The organism is Paenibacillus sp. NPDC101420, assembly GCF_050277435.1.
Taxonomy (GTDB): Bacteria; Bacillota; Bacilli; order Paenibacillales; family Paenibacillaceae; genus Paenibacillus_AQ.
In genome coordinates this window covers 31,293-48,683 of record NZ_JBNNSE010000007.1, presented here as the reverse complement: position 1 = coordinate 48,683, position 17,391 = coordinate 31,293, and the positions used below count along the sequence as shown (strand labels likewise).

The window sequence follows — 17,391 nt, the reverse complement described above, 5'->3', positions numbered from 1 at the left end:
AAAGTAAAAGGTATCCCATTGGGGTACCTTTTACTTTTGTTTGCCGCTGGCCGATCCATTATGCTGTATTGCGAGTCTAACCAGTATCCTCGCACCATGAACTAGCATCGCTTCATCGATATTAAACTGTGGCTGATGGATAGCATGGAGAATTCCCTTCTCCTTATTGCCGCAACCGATAAAGGCTAAGGCACCAGGAACTTTATCAAGATACCAACCAAAATCCTCACCAGCCAGACTTGGCTGCTCCAGAAGTATTACCTGATCCTCACCTAGAACTGCACGGGCTGCATGAAGCACCTGCTGCACCGCTTCCGCATTGTTCACTACTGCAATTCCTTCACGCAGCTCCAGCTTGTATTTCCCTCCATAAGACTCAGCTATAGCTGAAGCATGGCGCTGTAAACCATTTGTAATTGCAGCTACCGTCGTCTTGGTAAACGCTCTGAACGTTCCTGTCAGTTCACTGTGTTCAGCGATCACATTAACAGCAGTACCAGCCTGCAACGTTCCGAAGGCCAACACCGCCGCCTCCTGCGGATCGATTCGATTAGCCATCATTCCGTTAATCTCTCCTATATATCGTGCCGCCATCTGGATCGCATCTACAGCTCTGTGCGGAGCACTATGATGACCGGATGTTCCCTGAAATTCCACCTTAAAATGGCTTGACGCTGCCATGGCATCATGAGGGTGAATACCAAGCGTTCCGACCGGAAGCTCTGGCATGACATGTAGCGCGTAGGCATAGTCGACACCTTCCAGCACGTTATCCTCAATGAGATCGCGGCCGCCTGAGAGTAATCTTCCATCAAGCGGACTCTTGACCGCGCCTTCCTCAGCTGGCTGGAAGACGAAAATGATCGTACCCATCAATCGTTCCCGGAAGGCTGCCAAGGTTCGGGCAGCCCCCAACAGCATAGCGGTATGGGCATCATGGCCACAGGCGTGCATGATGCCGTCATTGACTGACTTGTAAGGTAACTCATTGCACTCTTGTATCGGCAGGGCATCCATATCAGCCCTTAGAAGAAGAGTAGGCCCACTATTGCCATTGTCTGCTAAGCCTTGCAGGAGGCCGACCACTCCCATTCCGAAATGTTTGCCGCCATTTCTACGTACTGTGATCCCCCACTCCTCTAACAATTCTGCTACTTTATTAGAAGTGCGGACGACATCATACAGTAGCTCCGGATGGGCATGCAAATCACGACGGTATTCAATCATTTCATCCTGCAGCTGGCCGGCGTAATGCATCATCTCCGCAATATTCGAGTTTTGGTGGATTGCGAATACTGGATCAACCGTCAAATTTGCCCTGCTGGTTGAGAAGCTTTGGAATAACGGTTCTCCGGCAACGGTATGCCGAGGTTTCCACGCAGCGTGTCACTTTCGTATTCAGTGCGGAACAAACCCCGCTCCTGCAGAATCGGCACCACCCGATCGATGAATTCCTCCAGTCCGTTAGGGACGGCAGCCGCGATCATAAATCCATCTGCCCCACCACTTTCAAACCAAGATTGAATCTGATCAGCTACTTGCTCCGGTGTGCCAATGAAGCTGCTGCGTGGGGTAGCCGATTGTAAGGCAACCTGTCGAAGCGTCAAGCCTTTCTCCTTCGCATCCTTTTTGATTTTATCCGTGCCGCTCTGAAAGCTATTGCGCCCCAACTCACCAAGCTCAGGGAACGGCTCATCCAGCGGATATTGCGAGAAATCATGATGCTCGAAGAATCTGCCTAAGTAGTTCAGTGCATTCTCAATCGTTACAAGGCCAGCAACCTCCTGGTACTTGCGCTCTGCCTCCTCCGGCGTGTCACCGATGATTGGAGCAATTCCAGGGAAGATCAGCACTTCATCCGGATTCCGGTCAAACGAAGCTACCCGTGTCTTAACATCGTTATAGAATGCTTGGGCATCTTCTAGCGTTTCGTGTCCAGTGAAGATAGCATCTGCTTCCTTGGAGGCGTAATTCTTACCGACTTCCGAGGATCCTGCCTGAAATACAACTGGCTGCCCCTGTTTCGAACGAGCAATATTCAGCGGCCCCTTCACAGAGAAGAACTCTCCTTGATGGTCCAGGGTATGCATTTTTTGCGGATCAAAGAATACACCTGATTCCTTGTCTCGTACAAACGCATCATCCTCCCAAGAATCCCATAGTCCGCGTGTCACCTGCAAATATTCGGTGGCAATGCGGTAGCGCTTGCCATGGTCAGGATGCTCTTTTTTGCTGTAATTTGACGCAGAACCTTCCAGAGGTGAAGTCACCACATTCCAGCCGGCCCGGCCGCCGCTGATTACATCCAGTGAGCCGAATTGACGCGCTACGGTAAATGGTTCACTGTACGAGGTAGACAAGGTACCAACTAAACCGATGTTAGTGCTGACGGCTGCGAGTGCGCTAAGAATAGTCAGCGGCTCAAACCGGTTAAGGAAATGAGGAATGGACTTTTCATTAATGTACAGACCGTCTGCGATGAAGATCAGATCCAACTTGCCTTCTTCTGCCTTCTGTACCCACTCTTTGTATAATTCAAAGTTTACACTGGCATCTGGTTTGGCATCTGGATGGCGCCACATCGACGTGCTGCCTCCTACCCCATGCAGCAGTGCACCCAGCTTCAGTTGTCTTGGTTTGGTCATGTTCATTCCTCCTAAAAGTTTTGTGAGCATACGCTTCCTAGATTTCATTTCATGCAAAACTGACTTCGGAAGCAATCATTGTACAAACGATGCATTAGCTGCGCCTTGTTTGATTCGCTCGATCTGGCCAAGATGTCTCTCCACATGTCCAGTGAAGCCGTGCACGATATCGGAAATTTTCACGGTCTCCCCCTTGAAATTAATTCCGCTTTTCTCCCAATCTTCTTCGCTAAGCCGTTCAAACAAAAGGCTGTTATAGTAAAGCAGGCTGCGGAACAGCTCCAGATTGTCGGAAGCATTGCCGCTGTTGGCGTACTGACCGCTGACCCAAGCATCCTGATTGAAGACTGGAAGCTGTGCAGTCGTAGCAGCGAGAATATCACGAATGCGGAACGAAACTACGATGCTGTGATCAGCCAGATGAGTCAGTACTTCAGTCACACTCCAACTGGCGGGTTCTGCCTTCCATTTCAGTTGTTCCTCCGTTAACCCGGCGGTCGACTTTACTAATTGATGATACGTCCTTAGATAATCACTGATTTGAACTCTGCTCATTAAATCCCCTCCAATATAAGACTTGTTCGCGAATGATCCGGTGGTGCGAAACGAGATAACGAAAAAGGCTGGATGTTATGAGTTGTAACTCCGCCGATCGCTAAGTCAGCCAGTATTTCACCCACAACACTAGAAAATTTAAAACCATGCCCCGAAAACCCTCCAGCTATCAGCACATTGGAATGGAGCGGATGGCAGTCTATAATGAAATCTTCATCAGGCGTATGCTCATATTTACATGCAGAACCTTTTAGCAATCGACCAGCTGCACCGGGCATGTAAGACTCCAGTACCTTGCGGAGATCACCCTCATCGCTGGCTTCACTGCCGAACGGGGAAAGCTGTGTACCCGGCTTCCATTCCAGCCCTGTATCATGCCGGCCGATCTTTAGGCCAGCTCCATCAATGCTGGGAAATCCGTAATAGCCACCTTCCTCTGCTCCTAACGTAAAGCCAGGGAAATTACCAGCAGCAAAAGCAGGGGAGCTCTCAAACCAGCCCACAACTTTGCGGATTGCTTTAATCGGCAAATGTACAAAAGGTGCCAATTTGCCAAACCAAGCTCCGGCACTAAGAATAGCTGCCGCTCCGTGATAATCGCCATTTGTCGTATGAACCGTAACGCTGCCTTCGCGAGCGGTGACATTCACTACTGGAGTGTTCGTCAACAGTTCCGCACCATGTCCAAGGGCAAGCTGGCGGTAGGCGGAAATACAGCGTTCGCTGTACAAATATCCGGCATCCGGTTCATACATTGCCGCGAATGATTCTGGTATGTTCAATGCCGGCCAGCGCCGCCGGATCTCTTCGGCATCCAGATGATGGACCTGCACCTTCCGTTTCTTCGCTTCTTCGAGACGACCGTTGAAGGAATACACTGCGCTATCCGCGAGATTCAAGACACCTGAGCGGACAAGGAGTTCTGTTCCGCTCAACAGTTCCGCTTCTTTCCATAGTGTATCTGCCCGTAAAGCTAAATCAGTGTAGGCGGGGTCACCGCTGTAAGCATGCCGGATCAGCCGGTATTCCCCGTGATGGCTGCCCTGTGTATGTGGAGGATCGAAGGTATCCACTAGCAGCGTCTTCACTCCGCGCCTCGCAAGATTGTAACCAGCGCTCATGCCCATCGAGCCTGCGCCTACGATAATTACATCGTAACTTTTATGTTCAGCTATAATTCTGCACCTCCACCGGAATTGTAGTACTCAAGGGAACGTACAGCCGCATCCGCAAGGAAACGTGCTGCCACAGGGAGTGCCTGTTCATCCAGATTGAAAGCTGGATGATGCCATTCTTGGCTTCCTTCAGTACCTATAAAGACGAACAATCCGGGTACCACGCGCTGATAGTAGGCAAAATCCTCTCCGGCCAGTGAAAGCTCAGGTTTGACCGCTCGGTAGCCAAGAGCTTCAGCCGACTCTACCCCTAACACCGCTAAGGTGGCGTCGTTGATAACCGGAGGCGGCCCTTCGATCCAGCGGACAGTAGCTTTTGCTCCAAGAGCAGCTGCCACACCAGTCGCCACTTCCCGAAAGCGGTCAAGTACTTTGCTGCGCACCGTTTCATCAAAGGTACGGATTGTACCCTCAAGCACGGCTTTTTCGGGGATGATGTTCCATGAATTTCCGCTGTGAATCTGCGTCACACTGACCACCGCACTTTGTAGGGGACTGACATTGCGACTTACAATGGATTGAAATGCGGTCACAATATGCGAAGCAGCTACAATCGGGTCTATCCCAGCTTCTGGAACGGCAGCATGAGAACTGCCACCCTGCACTTCAATCACAAACCCGTCAGCCGCTGCCATTAAAGGGCCCGCCGTAATACCGATCGTTCCGACTGGCAGTTCCGGCTTGTTATGCAGCCCGATTACTGCCCGGACTTCTTCTAGCGCCCCGCTAGCAATGATCCGCTGTGCCCCTTGCGCCTTCTCTTCAGCCGGTTGAAACAACAGGCGTACCGTTCCTAGTAACTGACCCTCTCGCTGCTTCAATTGATAGGCGGCACCGATCAAGGCAGCCGTATGGAAATCATGTCCGCAGGCATGCATTTTGCCGGGATACAACGAAGCATAAGCTGCGCCAGTTTCCTCCTGGATTGGCAAGGCATCGATATCTGCGCGCAGCGCGATGACCGGACCTGGCTGCTTGCCCCCAATTTCTGCGATCACTCCGGTAGACAGACCGTAATCTACGACCCTGACTCCTGCCCGCTCCAGCAGGGAAATAATATATTTTGTTGTCTCATATTCTTCGTTCGACAGTTCCGGGTGCCGATGCAGATGACGGCGTATCCCGATTAATTCTTCTCCAAGCGCTTCCGCACTCAGCTCTTTAGCTTTACTAGTCATATACAGTCACCCTCCTTTAAACGATTTGTTGTGTGATCCTGATCCGCCCGCTTATGCCTCTGCCGGCACTTCAGCGATTGCTTCGCTCAGGAGCTCAAAGGAGCGGTACCTTTTGTCAAAAGGCTGCACATTCGTAGTTATGATGAACTCCTCAACACCTGATGCCTCTGAAAGTGCCAATAGCTGTTCACGTACAGAGTTCTTTGTTCCTTTGGTAATCTCTGGTTCCAACTCTTCAATCGTGTATGCTTCATTGCTCTGGCGGGCAAACTCCTCCGCTTGTTCCCGGGTTCCAACGGTTAGCTTCTTCCCGCTTGCCAGCTGAATCCGAATCAACTTATGTGCGCCCGCCAGTTCTTTCGCTTCCTCTTCTGTCTCAGCCACCACTAGTGCTAAAGCGATAATTTCTTGCGGTTGTCTGCCCTGTGAAGAAACAAAACCGCTTCGGTAAGCACGAATAGCATCTAGCGCTACTGTCTTATCGCTATTAATAAATAGGGAGAACACATAAGGTAATCCAAGTTCAGCAGCAATCACTGCACTGCCTACACTCGCGCCAAGCACATACAGCTCAGGCGGAATACCAGGAAGGGGACCTGCCTTCAAACCAGCTAGCGGGTGGTTTTCTTCGAGCCGGTTATGCACATATTTCTCCAGCTCGATGATTTTGTCCGTTAAGCTAGGGGATTCGGTTCTTTCCTGCTGAAGCGCTTGTGTGCTGCGCGGGAGTCCACCGGGAGCGCGTCCCACTCCGAGATCCACTCGGCCAGGAGCCAGTGTAGACAGCACATTGAAGTTCTCTGCCACCTTGTACGGACTGTAATGCTGGAGCATGATGCCACCGGAGCCAATGCGGATGCGCTCTGTTTTGGCCAGCAGATGTGAGATGAGTACTTCTGGAGAAGAACCGGCTACCTGCTCAGAGTCATGATGCTCGGAAACCCAGAATCGATGAAATCCAAGCTCCTCAGACAGTTGTGCCAGCTTAATGGTATGCTGGAATGCTTCCTCTGGCGTTTCTCCCGGATAGATCGGACTTTGATCAAGTACGCTGATTGTAATAGCCATTGTTTTTCCTCCTATATGGAATAGTTAAATTCAGGTGTGATTCGCTTCAGGAACTGCTTCGTTCTTTCTTCGCGCGGATGATTAAACAGCTCTGTCGGCGTTCCTTCTTCAACAATGACGCCTCCGTCCATAAAAACCACATGATTCGCCACATCGCGGGCAAACCCCATTTCATGGGTGACTACAATCATTGTGATGCCTTCCTTGGCAATTTTTCGGATAACAGCCAGCACCTCACCCACTAGCTCAGGGTCCAGCGCTGATGTTGGTTCGTCGAACAATATAACCTCTGGCTCAAGCGCCAAGGCTCGGGCAATCCCTACACGCTGCTGCTGACCCCCGGACAGCTGACTCGGGTAAGCGTCCAGCTTGCTGGCAAGACCAACCTTTTCAAGCAGCGCTATACTCCGCTTTCTCGCTTCGTCCTTCGGAAGCTTTTTGACAATTAACAGCCCTTCCATCACGTTCTCCAGCGCGGTTTTATGACGGAACAAATTGTACTGCTGAAATACCATTGCCGTTTTTTGCCTAAGCTGATGAATCTCCTTTTTGCGGGCATGTTTGCAGTTCACTTTGAAATCGCCAATGGCGATCTCTCCGCTGCTTGGCCTCTCCAGATAATTCACGCAGCGTAAGAGAGTCGTTTTGCCGGAGCCACTGGGGCCGAGAATGACGACAACCTCTCCCTTCGTCACCGTTAAATCTATATTATTTAATACCTGATTCCGACCGAATGACTTCGAAATTTGCGCAAGTTTGATCATGCTACTCCACCTCGATTGTACAGATTAATCCTTTTCTCAATGACCGACGTCACGCGTTCGATCAGAAATGTTAGTGCCCAGAAGATCAGTGCTGCCGCCAGATAAGCCTCAAAAAACTTCCAGTTCGTTGAAGCCACTATCTGTGCCTTAGCATTGATATCCACCACCGAAACAGTAAAAGCAAGGGTAGATCCGTGCAGCATACCGATTACTGAATTCGAAAGATTAGGCAGACTTGCCGCCAGCGCTTGAGGAAAAACAATCCGCTTTAGTGCTTGGGGCGTAGTCATACCGATAGAGTGGGCCGCTTCTAGCTGACCACGATCCACAGCGAGCAGACCGGAACGGACGACCTCGGACATATAAGCTCCAGCAGTAATCGAGAATGAAATATAAGCAAAACCGATCATCGGAATCGAAACCGACCTAAAGCTCCAGCCGAAATGCGCCGCCAGACCATCAATCAGCACAGGAAGCCCAAAATATATAAGCAGCAGATGCGTCAGCATCGGTGTCCCGCGGATGAACGTAACATAACCGACGGCCAGCGGATGCAGCAGTGGAACTTTGTATAGCCGGATCAAGGCTACAGCCACTCCAATCACAAAACCAATCAATACAGAGACAACGGTAATATATAAGGTCGTAGGAATTGCACTCAGAATTTGTACCAGAGCAGTCCATATAAACGATGGGTCCAGTTTCATAATCCGGTGCCTCCTTTGCCAGGTCCCAGTTCTGCAATGATGCGTCGGTAGGACCAGCTTTTGTTGATTTTAAACAATTTTTTCTCAGGCGTATTTCGTCTTTCATGCCGTAGCAGATGGTGTTCTGCTACAAGCAGCAGCTTCTCAATCGTAAAGCTGATGACCAGATAGATAAGCGCAAGCGCGATATAGGTTTCAATAAAATGCTGTGTTAAGCTGCCAAGCGTCTGAGCTTTACCTGACATTTCCATCACCCCGAGGGTAAAAGCTAATGACGTATCTTTCAGTAGTGCAATTACTAGATTAGAGAATACAGGAACTGCTATACCTAGCGCTTGGGGCAGCACGATTCGTGTAAAAGCTTGAAACCCCGTCATCCCCGCAGCGTATGCAGCCTCCACCTGCCCCTTATCCACCGCCATCACAGAAGCCCTAATCATTTCGGACATGTATGCTCCCGTATGCAGACCGTAGGTTAGAATCACAAAGACAAGTACAGGAGTTCGGGTCATATCCACATGGACCAGCTTCATAATTTCAGGCAGACCATAATAAAACAAGAAGAGCTGGATAAGAATCGGAGTTCCCCGAAAAAAAGAAATATAGATTTCGGAGAGGGTCTTTAACACAGGCACTTTATAAAGTCTTGGCAGAGCTACGAGAAAGCCGACAATAATTCCTGTCAGTAGAGAACAGGCGACAATCAGAAGCGTGGTACTTAAAGTCCCTAGTAACTTAGGCAAAAACGAAAATACAAAACTGATATCAAACTGTGCGCCCATATATTCCCTCCCTTCCCGTGCTCACCGGCTCAATCATTTAACCGAATCCGCTGTAACATCCGCACCCAGCCATTCCGTGCTCAGCTTACCCAGTGTTCCGTCCGTCTTCAGCTCTTTAATCGCACTGTCAATCGCATCTGACAGCTTTTGTGAATCGGCATCATCCTTACGGAAAACATAGAGAATGTCCGCGGAGGACAGCTCGTCGCCCGTAGCTATTAGCTGACTCTGCGGATCAATGATCGGCAGGACAAAATCTGCAGCCAGCGTAGCGTCCACACGCCCAGTACTAATCTGTGCGACGGTATCATTCGCTGCACCGTTCTGATACACGATATTAATCGCATTGTCATGCTCTTTATTGTAGTTTTCCAGAATTTGCGCTTGTGCGCTTGTCGCACCGACTAATACCTTTTTTCCTTTAAGATCATCCAGTGATTGGATCGAATCATTATCCTTCGCCACTACGATGCGGTTTCTCCAGTGGGCATAGGCTTCTTTGTTAAAAGAATATTTCAACTCCCGCTCCGGATTTTTCTCCATGACATGGGCAACCAGGTCGATTTTTTTAGTTTCCAGACTCAGCAGTAAATTGCTGAAATCCATGGTTTGAAACTCAAATTCATATTCAGGCAGCTGCTTATCGATTTCTTTGAGCAGTTCCACATCGAAGCCTGTAAGCTTGCCGTTCTCATCTATGAAGCAGACCTTCGGAAAAGCAGTACCCGTGCCTACGATGATCTTAGTTACCTTTGTCGAACCATTTACCGTTGCCGAAGCTTCGGCTGCATTTCCATTCTGACTACTGTTCGTGCTGTTATTTCCGCAACCTGCTATCGCCAGTGTCAATAACGATGCAATTACTAATGAAATGGACTTTTTCATTGTTCTATCCCCTTTGAATGATTTGTGGTTTATCTAAAAGTGTTTTTTTCATCAGATACATAATGCCGTCACCATTCTGCTGATCCAGTTCCAGAAACCGTTCATACCCCCGGCGTTCATACATTTGAACTAACCATGGGTGCTTCTTCGCCGTTGCCAGCGTGACCGCAGCCGAACCCAATTGTCCAGCAATAATGTGCTCTTCCACCCAATCCAGAAGCTTTCCACCATAACCTCTGTTACTGTAATCCGGATGAGCAGCAAACCATTTAATAAAAGGCAGTGGGCTAATCTTCTTAATCTCTTCTTCTTTTGAAAGTGTTATCGTCGCAACTATCGTTCCATCAACTTCAAGCACATAACACTCATTCGTAGCAATATTGTCTTCAATAAGTGCCAAGTCAGCTGTAGCCGCCGGCCAATGCAGCCCGAGCTCACGAATCAGCTCATACGCACGATATGTAACCTCAAGCAAAATCTCCGCATCTTTCAGTTCTGCCAGTCTGTATGTCTCACTCATCGCAAGCCCTCCATCCTTCCGAAATTAAATTTATAATTCCTATCGAAATAGTCGTCATTATATGCAATTAACTTTATCACTGCATGTGTCCATGCGCTAATAGAGTTTTTTAATACATCTATACAATTAGTCGATCTCCCGTTTTACCAATACCGAGTTCAAGCAGGGTTTCTATGAATTCAGCGTTCTCCCCATTTAGTGAAATCAGGCTGGTTCGTAAGGAGATGCCTTCCGTCTCCGCAATATCCACCCGTACTAACGTCCCAGCCGCTACTTCCTCTTGCACACTAAGTGCCGGAAGGAAACAGATACCTGCTTTTTTCAACACCAGCTTCTTGGCTGTCTCCAGGTTATCCACCTGATATTCAATTTTCGGCGGCTGTTCCATGCTTTCAAATACTCGGTGCAGTCGCATCCAATCCAAAGACCCGCATTCAAAAAAGACTAACGTCTCCTGGCGAATATCTTCCAGCGATGTACGTTGTGCCTTAGCTAAGCGATGCCCCTTCTCTACATACAGCGAAATGGGGTCTTCGCAGAAAGGAAAGGCTTGAATGGCTGGATTTACGACCTTACGGATAAAAGCCAGATCTAGCTCTTTCGATTTCAGCTTATCAATCAATACTTCCGTAGAAGCTGTCGTCAGCTTGATCGTGATATGCGGATACCTGCGCTTCAAATGAAGCATCAGATGCGGCATTAAATAATTGGATACCGAGACAGTACTGCCGATTCTCAGTTCATTTGGAATAAGCCCCTTGGCCTGAACCTGATATTTACCGTTCTGATAGATCTGGAGAATCTGCTGGGCATAGGGAAGAAATTGCTTACCTTTATCCGTTAGGCTAATCTGCTTACCTAACCGATCAAACACTCTGCAATCCAATTCCCTTTCGAGCGATTGAATCCGTGCCGTAACTGTCGGCTGAGAGATATATAGGACTTCGGCCGCTTTATTGAAGCTTCCATAATGGTTAATGTAGACAAAAGCCTCAATATTTTCAATGTTCATCCCTACTCCCCCTAAACTAATATTAATTTTACTATTCCGATGAAAAAACAATGAAATAGAACGATGCTTTCCTATAGATTTTGTTTATATCTTATGCACCCCCCTATTTTTTGTCAACTTAAATTCCGTGTAAAATAATCGGATTTCCACAAAATTTCATTCATAAATGATAAATAATTTAAAATTCGAAACTACAGAAGCTATAGTGAATCCCTTTATAATCGACTGTTATGTTTATTTCATATAGAGCTTTTCTATTCATTTATCAAAATAATAAAATACCCCTTATATAACTCGGAATTATCGTTTATAATGACTTCATTCGTATGAACTATACATTAACTGAAAGGGGATCGCGAGATTATGTCACAAAAGATTATTATCCGTGAAGCTGAGAATAATGACCGTGATGCCATCGCTGAAGTGATACTGGACGCTTACCACCAATACTCGGAAATTATGCCCGAGCCGTTGTGGCTAGCGTACCGGAAATCACTTCTTGAATCTGTCCATGGCGATGCCCCGATTATGCGGATCATCGCTGAAATCGACAAGAAAATCATTGGTAGCACACTCTTGTTTAGCTCCTCGGAAACGGCTTACGGTAAACCAGAGTTAGGCATTCACTCCCCTATCCTACGCCTGCTTGCCGTATCCCCATCCGCTCGCGGCCTCGGTGTTGCAACCCATCTAATTCACGAAGCTGCTAGGAGATCTCGTGAGTTAGGAGCCACCACTTTAAATCTGCATACCTCAGAAATGATGGCTTCAGCAATCAAGCTCTACTATCGCTTAGGCTTCAAACGGGCGTATGAGACCGATCTTATGAACGGGGAAACCCTGGTACAGGGTTTCCAACTAGACCTACTAACCTCAGTCCGTACAACAGCAGGATAAATATAAAATTCGAGACAGACTTACTCGATGAATATAACGTCTTCTTAACCGTTGTCTTGAAATTAAAAAAAGAAGCCTCGGGAAGCTTCCCAATGATCTTATGTGATCATTGCGGCGAACTTCCGAGGCTCATTTAATTTCCTTTTTTATAGGTAATTTCTTTAAAACTCACAGTGATATTGCCTTCATTATCAGCATCATCCAGGCGATGATCTAAAATTACAGTTGCTTTGGCGGGGATGGACAAAAAGCTAGCCCCCTTCTGCTTCTTCTTTACATCATAGAGATAATAAGAAACATTCTTAACCTTCAGCCCTATAGTATCCTTGTACAAAAGTTCTACGGAATAGGATTTTATCACAGCTACATTAGCGTCCATCCATCCTACAACTTCAACCGCTGCATCTTCTTGGTCGCTTTCAGTCTTAATGGAGCCGGTGGGAAGCCCATCCTGATTATAAAAATCAATTTTTTGGGGAGCGATTTTCAAATAATCGATATCGATGTCATGGATTCGGTTTTGGTTCATCTCTGCTGTATCCATCCAGGCAATCGTGCCCGCCGGGTTCCACTTTATTTTCTCAGAAGGTACATATTGCTCTTGTGGTAAAGCTACAGTGCGTAGCGAAGCTCCTTTATTATCGTAAAAGGTTAATTGGCCGCTCTCATCATCATGTACAAATCTCTTAAAGGTTGGTGAAAGAAACAGGGATGGCGCACCGGTCGTCGAGTGAGGGATTACCGGATATTTTAGAAGATGCACATCGTCCTTTCCTTTCCTCAGATCAAACAACCATACATTGCCGAGGTAACTTTGCATAAATAATATTTGTTCATCCGCATTCCACTGGAATTTATAGATGTAGTCAGAATCATCAGAAAGCGGCCAAAAGTCTTCCCGAAGTCGCTCAATATCTCCTGTAACAACATTATAAGAGGACAAATGATATTTCCCAGCTTCTTTCGTCAGATCCGATTCCAGAAATAATAGATGATCCTCGTCCAACTTGATTAGCATATTATAGTTGTTCATAAATGCATTGTTCCAACGGTTATCGGTATCGATCAGCTCATCGCTCCATTTCACCATCACCTCATTCGTAGCAGGATCATGGGCTAGTAAAGCGTTAACTGCATTATGGTCGCCATAGAAAAAATGAATGGTATGATATAAGATTCCTTGTAATTCAACCACTGCCCCACCGTTTAATAGATAGTTATTTTCGGTTATGCCAATTGGTTTAGCCACCAGTTCTCCATTTGAGCTCCGTACTGCATTAAACTCCAGCCCCTTAAAGTTTGCTTCCAAGAATATAAGCTTTTTTAACTCGATAGTTGATTCCTTAGTAAGTGTGTAGCCTGTGCTTGTTTCGTTCACATTCATTAACATGCCTTGCTCGCTTGTTTCGTTAATCCATAGATGAAAGGCATATTTATTATTATTTGAAATTAGAACAATATCATAGTTAGGCGTTGCGGTATTTAAATTTCCTGGTATTTGTACAGCGGTACGGATGGCTCGGACGAAAGTTTCTATGCTTTCATGATCTATGTATTCAGCCTTTATGTTAGCATTCACTGAACCATGTGCTAGAGATTTCGCTACTGTGATTCGCTTGATTTCCTCGTCAATTTTTAGATTATCGGCTTCTACTTGTTGCTCATTGGGTTGAAATAAGTCAAGTAAAACTACTTTTTTTGTTTCCGGCAGCTTGTAATGTCCATTTTGTCCTGATTTGGTGAAAAGACCATTATTCTCGCCATTAATCCAGAATGAGAACTTTTCGTTTTCTTTATTCTTCAATTCAACAGTAGCTTCATAATCGGGTGCTGCAATATCAAGCTTGGCGCAGTCATACTCAGCAGTATGTATGGCTTCATTGAATTGTTCTATTAAATTATTGTCCGTTATGGTCATGGATTCACCGCTATCGTTCTGGATTGTTATGGAATTAACAGAGCTCAGATCGATCAGGGTTTGATTCACTTTATCCTTATTCCCTGTATTGAAACATCCAACAATGATTACTGAAATGACTGCTAAAAGGGCTAGTAGATTTATCTTTTTCATATAGGCTCCCCCTTCGTATTCTCTCTTCTTTAACGCCAAATAGAGGATAAAGTTGCAATAAATGAGATTAGCAATTGGATCAGATTCTTATCCTGAACTATGTAAAATTGTTTGTAGCAATAAAAAAAGCCACCGTACAGGCCTGTTCTCCTGTAAGGCAGCTTCTCTTTTATCCCAAAGGTTGGATGAACTATTTAATCATTATTACTACCATGCTCAGACCCGAAAAGCCTTTAAAAAATTCACAGCCTGGCGGATATCTTCCTCTGGATTAGTGCCAACTTCCCGTTCTATGGTCAGGAAACCTGTATAACCGATGTCGTTCAGCGCTTGCAGATAATTGTTCCAGTCGACAGAACCTGCTCCAAGTGGAACTTCACGGAACGCCGAGCCGGTCTCGGCCATTTCAGCCATCTTCTCATGGTCTAATGCGGGTGCTTCATAACCATATTGACCGTAAACATCGCGCGGATCGATATCGGCAAGTTTGAGACCATCTTTAGCATGGGTGTGTACAATGTAGTCTTTTAGTGTATGAACACCTTGCACGGGATCATCACCAGTCACCATCACCATGTTGGCCGGGTCAAAATTAACAGAAACCCCTTTGGAACCCAAACCGTCGAGGAACGTCTTCAGACGCGCAGCGGGTTCTGGCCCAGTCTCAATCGCAAAGTAAGAATTCATCTCATGCGCGTATCTGCTTAGTTCCTCACAGGCGATGTGCATGGTTTCATAAATTTTACTGGTGTGGTCAGAGGGAACAATACCGATATGTGTAGTTACGATATCTGTACCTAGCTCCTTGGCCAGCTCCATAATGCGTTTGGACTTTTCGATTTTGGCACGGTTCTGTGCAGGGTCCTGAAATCCATGTCCGCCTAAATCTCCAACGAGGGCAGAGATTTCGAGACCCAGTGAAGCGATGTATTCCTTCCATTCACGGCGGGCTGAAGGAGAAAGGTTAGCGGGATCAAATTCACCTTGTACTGCATAAATCTGAACTCCATCAGCCCCTGCTTCTTTTGCCTTGCGCAACCCCTCTTTTACTCCGACCTGAAAACTGTCTACGATAACGCCGATTTTGTTAGTGATAATTGGTTTAACCATGCTATAATCCTCCTTTAAAATGAATTAGTTTTGGTTCCAAACCCGCTTGATGTATTGGAGCCCAAGTCTTGTCCCCTTACGGCACTCTTCCATTCCCTCAAATTCTACAGAGATATATCCGTCGTAGCCACTTTCTTTAACGGTTCGAATGACACTCGGCATATCGATGTCTCCTTGACCAACGATGGCACCCCTCAACCAGTTCCCACCAGTAGACTGGAACCAGCCTTCGCCAGGCTGGCGATCCTGCGGACGAATATAAAAATCTTTGAAATGTACCATCGAAGCAAGCTTAATATTGTTAGTCACAGCAATAAGCGGATTCTCATCTGCGCACAGGAAGTTACCAATGTCGAGTGTTGTACGGAAGTTATCTCTTCCTACTGCGTGAACCAACGCCTGTACACGATCGCTGTGCTGAATAAAGTATCCATGATTCTCCACACTGGTCGTGATGCCCAAACCTGCGGCATAATCGGCAATTTCCCGACAGGCTTCAGCTAAATGTGGAAGCTCTTCCAAAAAGTGCGTAATTGATAGATCATTTGACGAGGCTACATCATGCCGCATCCGCTGAATGCCTAATGCCGCACAGACGTCTACTTCCCGCTTTACCCGTTCGACTTCACGCTGTCTTTCCGCTGTCTCCAGCCCGGCAAAATTCGCCCCGATAGCATAATTAGACAACTCTAGTCCACGACCTGCTGCCGTACGTACAATCTGATCAATTAGCTCAGGATTCTCAACTAAATTGATGCCCAAGGGTACAATCTCCGCATGCTCCGCGCCCAGATCGGCGATCGTATCAATGACTCCTTCAAGCGTAAGCTCACCCGTTGAAAAAGCTGAATGCAAACTGTAGGTACTGATTCCTAGCTTCATAGTTTCACCTCTTCGCCTTTGGCAGCGGATTCATAGATCGCGCCGAGAATCTTCATGATTGTAACGCCGTCCTGCACAGGACTAATCGGTGTAGAGCCGTTGCTGATGTTGTTCGCAAAGTGATTAATCTCATTCTGGAATGCACTGTTGAACTCAAACCCCTTATGATCGGTCTGCGGATAGATATTGACGATCGTATCCGACTGTTCTTTGACGAGGACTATCTCAGGATCAATTTCAAACCCACCCTTGTCACCGTACAGGCGGACCGAGCGCTCGTCTTCTTTGGCATGCAATGTAAAGCTAACATCAACCATCAGCGAAGCTCCATTCTCAAAACGAATTAGTGCATTTGCTAAATCTTCCACCGTATTGTTCGCTGCGTCGTAATCAGCGGCTTTATAGAAAGAAAGGTTCTTGATATTGGAACGATTGCCGAGCTTCCGGTAAGTATTGGCGCTTACTGATACTGGATTCGGACGGCCCATCAAATACCAGCATAGATCGATCACATGGACGCCGATATCAATCAATGGTCCGCCGCCGGAGCGTTCAATATCACTGAACCAGCCGCCGGGATTACCAAGTCTCCGGAACGTCGTTGCCTTCGCATAGTAGATTTCACCGAATTCTCCTTGTTCCACCAATGTCTGAAGAAGCTGGGCATTAGAGTCATAACGTCGTACAAAGCCTACTTGCAAAATTTTACCGCTCTTTTCCACTGCCTGCTGAACCTGAAGCGCTTCTTCAACCGTGCGGCAAAGGGGCTTTTCCACAAGTACATGTTTGCCTGCCTCAAGTGCCGCGATGCTAATCTCAGCATGAGAGTTGTTCCATGTGCAGATGCTGACTGCATCTATTTCGGAATTAGCCAGCAATTCACGATAATCCGTGTATACGTTCTCCACGTTATACTCAGCAGCAACAGCTCGTGCACGCTCTTCATTCAGGTCACAAACCGCATATATGTTTGTCTGCGGATTATTCCGATAAGCACTTAAGTGCATGCTGGAGATAGAGCCGGTTCCTATTACGCCAATTTTGATCATATCCATAAATACTCTCTCCTTTATTTTGCATAGGTTATGATTCGTATTATAATGATTTCAACCCTAAACACCATGCAGAACCTTGCGGTTT

At 46.9% G+C, this 17,391-nt stretch carries 17 protein-coding genes; 1 reads left to right on the top strand and 16 read right to left on the bottom strand.

Annotated elements, in window-relative coordinates:
• Positions 1-30: 30 nt before the first annotated feature.
• The 12 genes from ACQKMP_RS24740 to ACQKMP_RS24685 all read right to left on the bottom strand — a co-directional run bounded on the left by ACQKMP_RS24740 (position 31) and on the right by ACQKMP_RS24685 (position 11,291).
• Positions 31-1,311, bottom strand: coding sequence for a M20 metallopeptidase family protein (locus tag ACQKMP_RS24740; protein ID WP_427471561.1), 1,281 nt, complete (start codon positions 1,309-1,311; stop codon positions 31-33).
• On the bottom strand, positions 1,308-2,645 hold the full coding sequence (locus ACQKMP_RS24735) for an LLM class flavin-dependent oxidoreductase (RefSeq protein ID WP_042188307.1): 1,338 nt from the start codon (positions 2,643-2,645) through the stop codon (positions 1,308-1,310). The genes ACQKMP_RS24740 and ACQKMP_RS24735 overlap by 4 nt, the downstream gene beginning before the upstream one ends.
• Positions 2,646-2,720: 75 nt before the next feature.
• Positions 2,721-3,200 (bottom strand): DinB family protein, encoded by a 480-nt coding sequence (locus ACQKMP_RS24730; RefSeq protein WP_042188306.1) that lies wholly within the window; start codon positions 3,198-3,200, stop codon positions 2,721-2,723.
• Complete coding sequence (gene solA / locus ACQKMP_RS24725) at positions 3,200-4,375, bottom strand: N-methyl-L-tryptophan oxidase (protein WP_427471741.1); 1,176 nt, start codon at positions 4,373-4,375, stop codon at positions 3,200-3,202. The genes ACQKMP_RS24730 and solA overlap by 1 nt, the downstream gene beginning before the upstream one ends.
• Positions 4,372-5,553, bottom strand: coding sequence for an amidohydrolase (locus ACQKMP_RS24720; RefSeq protein ID WP_427471559.1), 1,182 nt, complete (start codon positions 5,551-5,553; stop codon positions 4,372-4,374). Before ACQKMP_RS24720 ends, solA begins: the two co-directional genes overlap by 4 nt.
• Before the next feature lie 51 nt (positions 5,554-5,604).
• The gene (locus tag ACQKMP_RS24715) at positions 5,605-6,621 is read right to left on the bottom strand and encodes an LLM class flavin-dependent oxidoreductase (protein ID WP_427471558.1); all 1,017 of its coding nucleotides are present in this window, start codon (positions 6,619-6,621) and stop codon (positions 5,605-5,607) included.
• An 11-nt stretch (positions 6,622-6,632) separates the two neighbouring features.
• Positions 6,633-7,385 carry an amino acid ABC transporter ATP-binding protein gene (locus ACQKMP_RS24710; protein ID WP_076286779.1) on the bottom strand — a complete coding sequence of 251 codons (753 nt, stop codon included), beginning with the start codon at positions 7,383-7,385 and terminating at the stop codon, positions 6,633-6,635.
• Positions 7,382-8,092: an amino acid ABC transporter permease gene (locus tag ACQKMP_RS24705; RefSeq protein ID WP_340969477.1), complete on the bottom strand. Its 711-nt coding sequence runs from the start codon at positions 8,090-8,092 to the stop codon at positions 7,382-7,384. Before ACQKMP_RS24705 ends, ACQKMP_RS24710 begins: the two co-directional genes overlap by 4 nt.
• A complete protein-coding gene (locus ACQKMP_RS24700) occupies positions 8,089-8,874 on the bottom strand; it encodes an amino acid ABC transporter permease (RefSeq protein WP_042188294.1) in 786 nt (261 codons plus the stop codon). Before ACQKMP_RS24700 ends, ACQKMP_RS24705 begins: the two co-directional genes overlap by 4 nt.
• 33 nt (positions 8,875-8,907) lie before the next feature.
• A complete protein-coding gene (locus ACQKMP_RS24695) occupies positions 8,908-9,759 on the bottom strand; it encodes a transporter substrate-binding domain-containing protein (RefSeq protein ID WP_427471555.1) in 852 nt (283 codons plus the stop codon).
• A 4-nt stretch (positions 9,760-9,763) separates the two neighbouring features.
• The gene (locus ACQKMP_RS24690) at positions 9,764-10,279 is read right to left on the bottom strand and encodes a GNAT family N-acetyltransferase (RefSeq protein WP_076286782.1); all 516 of its coding nucleotides are present in this window, start codon (positions 10,277-10,279) and stop codon (positions 9,764-9,766) included.
• 118 nt (positions 10,280-10,397) lie between these two features.
• Complete coding sequence (locus ACQKMP_RS24685) at positions 10,398-11,291, bottom strand: LysR family transcriptional regulator (protein ID WP_042188290.1); 894 nt, start codon at positions 11,289-11,291, stop codon at positions 10,398-10,400.
• 363 nt (positions 11,292-11,654) lie between these two features.
• Between ACQKMP_RS24685 and ACQKMP_RS24680 the strand changes: the two genes are divergently transcribed.
• The gene (locus tag ACQKMP_RS24680; protein WP_339248302.1) at positions 11,655-12,188 is read left to right on the top strand and encodes a GNAT family N-acetyltransferase; all 534 of its coding nucleotides are present in this window, start codon (positions 11,655-11,657) and stop codon (positions 12,186-12,188) included.
• 133 nt (positions 12,189-12,321) lie between these two features.
• Here ACQKMP_RS24680 and ACQKMP_RS24675 read toward each other — a convergent pair whose 3' ends face one another.
• From ACQKMP_RS24675 to ACQKMP_RS24660, 4 genes are all read right to left on the bottom strand, one after another.
• On the bottom strand, positions 12,322-14,259 hold the full coding sequence (locus ACQKMP_RS24675) for a hypothetical protein (protein WP_427471552.1): 1,938 nt from the start codon (positions 14,257-14,259) through the stop codon (positions 12,322-12,324).
• Positions 14,260-14,475: 216 nt separating this feature from the next.
• Positions 14,476-15,369 carry a sugar phosphate isomerase/epimerase family protein gene (locus ACQKMP_RS24670; protein ID WP_076299742.1) on the bottom strand — a complete coding sequence of 298 codons (894 nt, stop codon included), beginning with the start codon at positions 15,367-15,369 and terminating at the stop codon, positions 14,476-14,478.
• A 24-nt stretch (positions 15,370-15,393) separates the two neighbouring features.
• Entirely contained in the window at positions 15,394-16,251 is an 858-nt protein-coding gene (locus tag ACQKMP_RS24665; protein WP_339248293.1) for a sugar phosphate isomerase/epimerase family protein, read from the bottom strand.
• Entirely contained in the window at positions 16,248-17,306 is a 1,059-nt protein-coding gene (locus ACQKMP_RS24660) for a Gfo/Idh/MocA family oxidoreductase (RefSeq protein WP_339248290.1), read from the bottom strand. Before ACQKMP_RS24660 ends, ACQKMP_RS24665 begins: the two co-directional genes overlap by 4 nt.
• Between the last annotated feature and the right edge of the window lie 85 nt (positions 17,307-17,391).

Bases quoted from the DNA above. Each gene is read 5' to 3' on its own strand.
- ACQKMP_RS24735 (WP_042188307.1), bottom strand. From the start codon at position 2,645: ATGACCAAACCAAGACAACTGAAGCTGGGTGCACTGCTGCATGGGGTA.
- ACQKMP_RS24730 (WP_042188306.1), bottom strand. From the start codon at position 3,200: ATGAGCAGAGTTCAAATCAGTGATTATCTAAGGACGTATCATCAATTA.
- ACQKMP_RS24720 (WP_427471559.1), bottom strand. From the start codon at position 5,553: ATGACTAGTAAAGCTAAAGAGCTGAGTGCGGAAGCGCTTGGAGAAGAA.
- ACQKMP_RS24715 (WP_427471558.1), bottom strand. From the start codon at position 6,621: ATGGCTATTACAATCAGCGTACTTGATCAAAGTCCGATCTATCCGGGA.
- ACQKMP_RS24710 (WP_076286779.1), bottom strand. From the start codon at position 7,385: ATGATCAAACTTGCGCAAATTTCGAAGTCATTCGGTCGGAATCAGGTA.
- ACQKMP_RS24705 (WP_340969477.1), bottom strand. From the start codon at position 8,092: ATGAAACTGGACCCATCGTTTATATGGACTGCTCTGGTACAAATTCTG.
- ACQKMP_RS24700 (WP_042188294.1), bottom strand. From the start codon at position 8,874: ATGGGCGCACAGTTTGATATCAGTTTTGTATTTTCGTTTTTGCCTAAG.
- ACQKMP_RS24695 (WP_427471555.1), bottom strand. From the start codon at position 9,759: ATGAAAAAGTCCATTTCATTAGTAATTGCATCGTTATTGACACTGGCG.
- ACQKMP_RS24690 (WP_076286782.1), bottom strand. From the start codon at position 10,279: ATGAGTGAGACATACAGACTGGCAGAACTGAAAGATGCGGAGATTTTG.
- ACQKMP_RS24685 (WP_042188290.1), bottom strand. From the start codon at position 11,291: ATGAACATTGAAAATATTGAGGCTTTTGTCTACATTAACCATTATGGA.
- ACQKMP_RS24680 (WP_339248302.1), top strand. From the start codon at position 11,655: ATGTCACAAAAGATTATTATCCGTGAAGCTGAGAATAATGACCGTGAT.
- ACQKMP_RS24675 (WP_427471552.1), bottom strand. From the start codon at position 14,259: ATGAAAAAGATAAATCTACTAGCCCTTTTAGCAGTCATTTCAGTAATC.
- ACQKMP_RS24670 (WP_076299742.1), bottom strand. From the start codon at position 15,369: ATGGTTAAACCAATTATCACTAACAAAATCGGCGTTATCGTAGACAGT.
- ACQKMP_RS24665 (WP_339248293.1), bottom strand. From the start codon at position 16,251: ATGAAGCTAGGAATCAGTACCTACAGTTTGCATTCAGCTTTTTCAACG.
- ACQKMP_RS24660 (WP_339248290.1), bottom strand. From the start codon at position 17,306: ATGGATATGATCAAAATTGGCGTAATAGGAACCGGCTCTATCTCCAGC.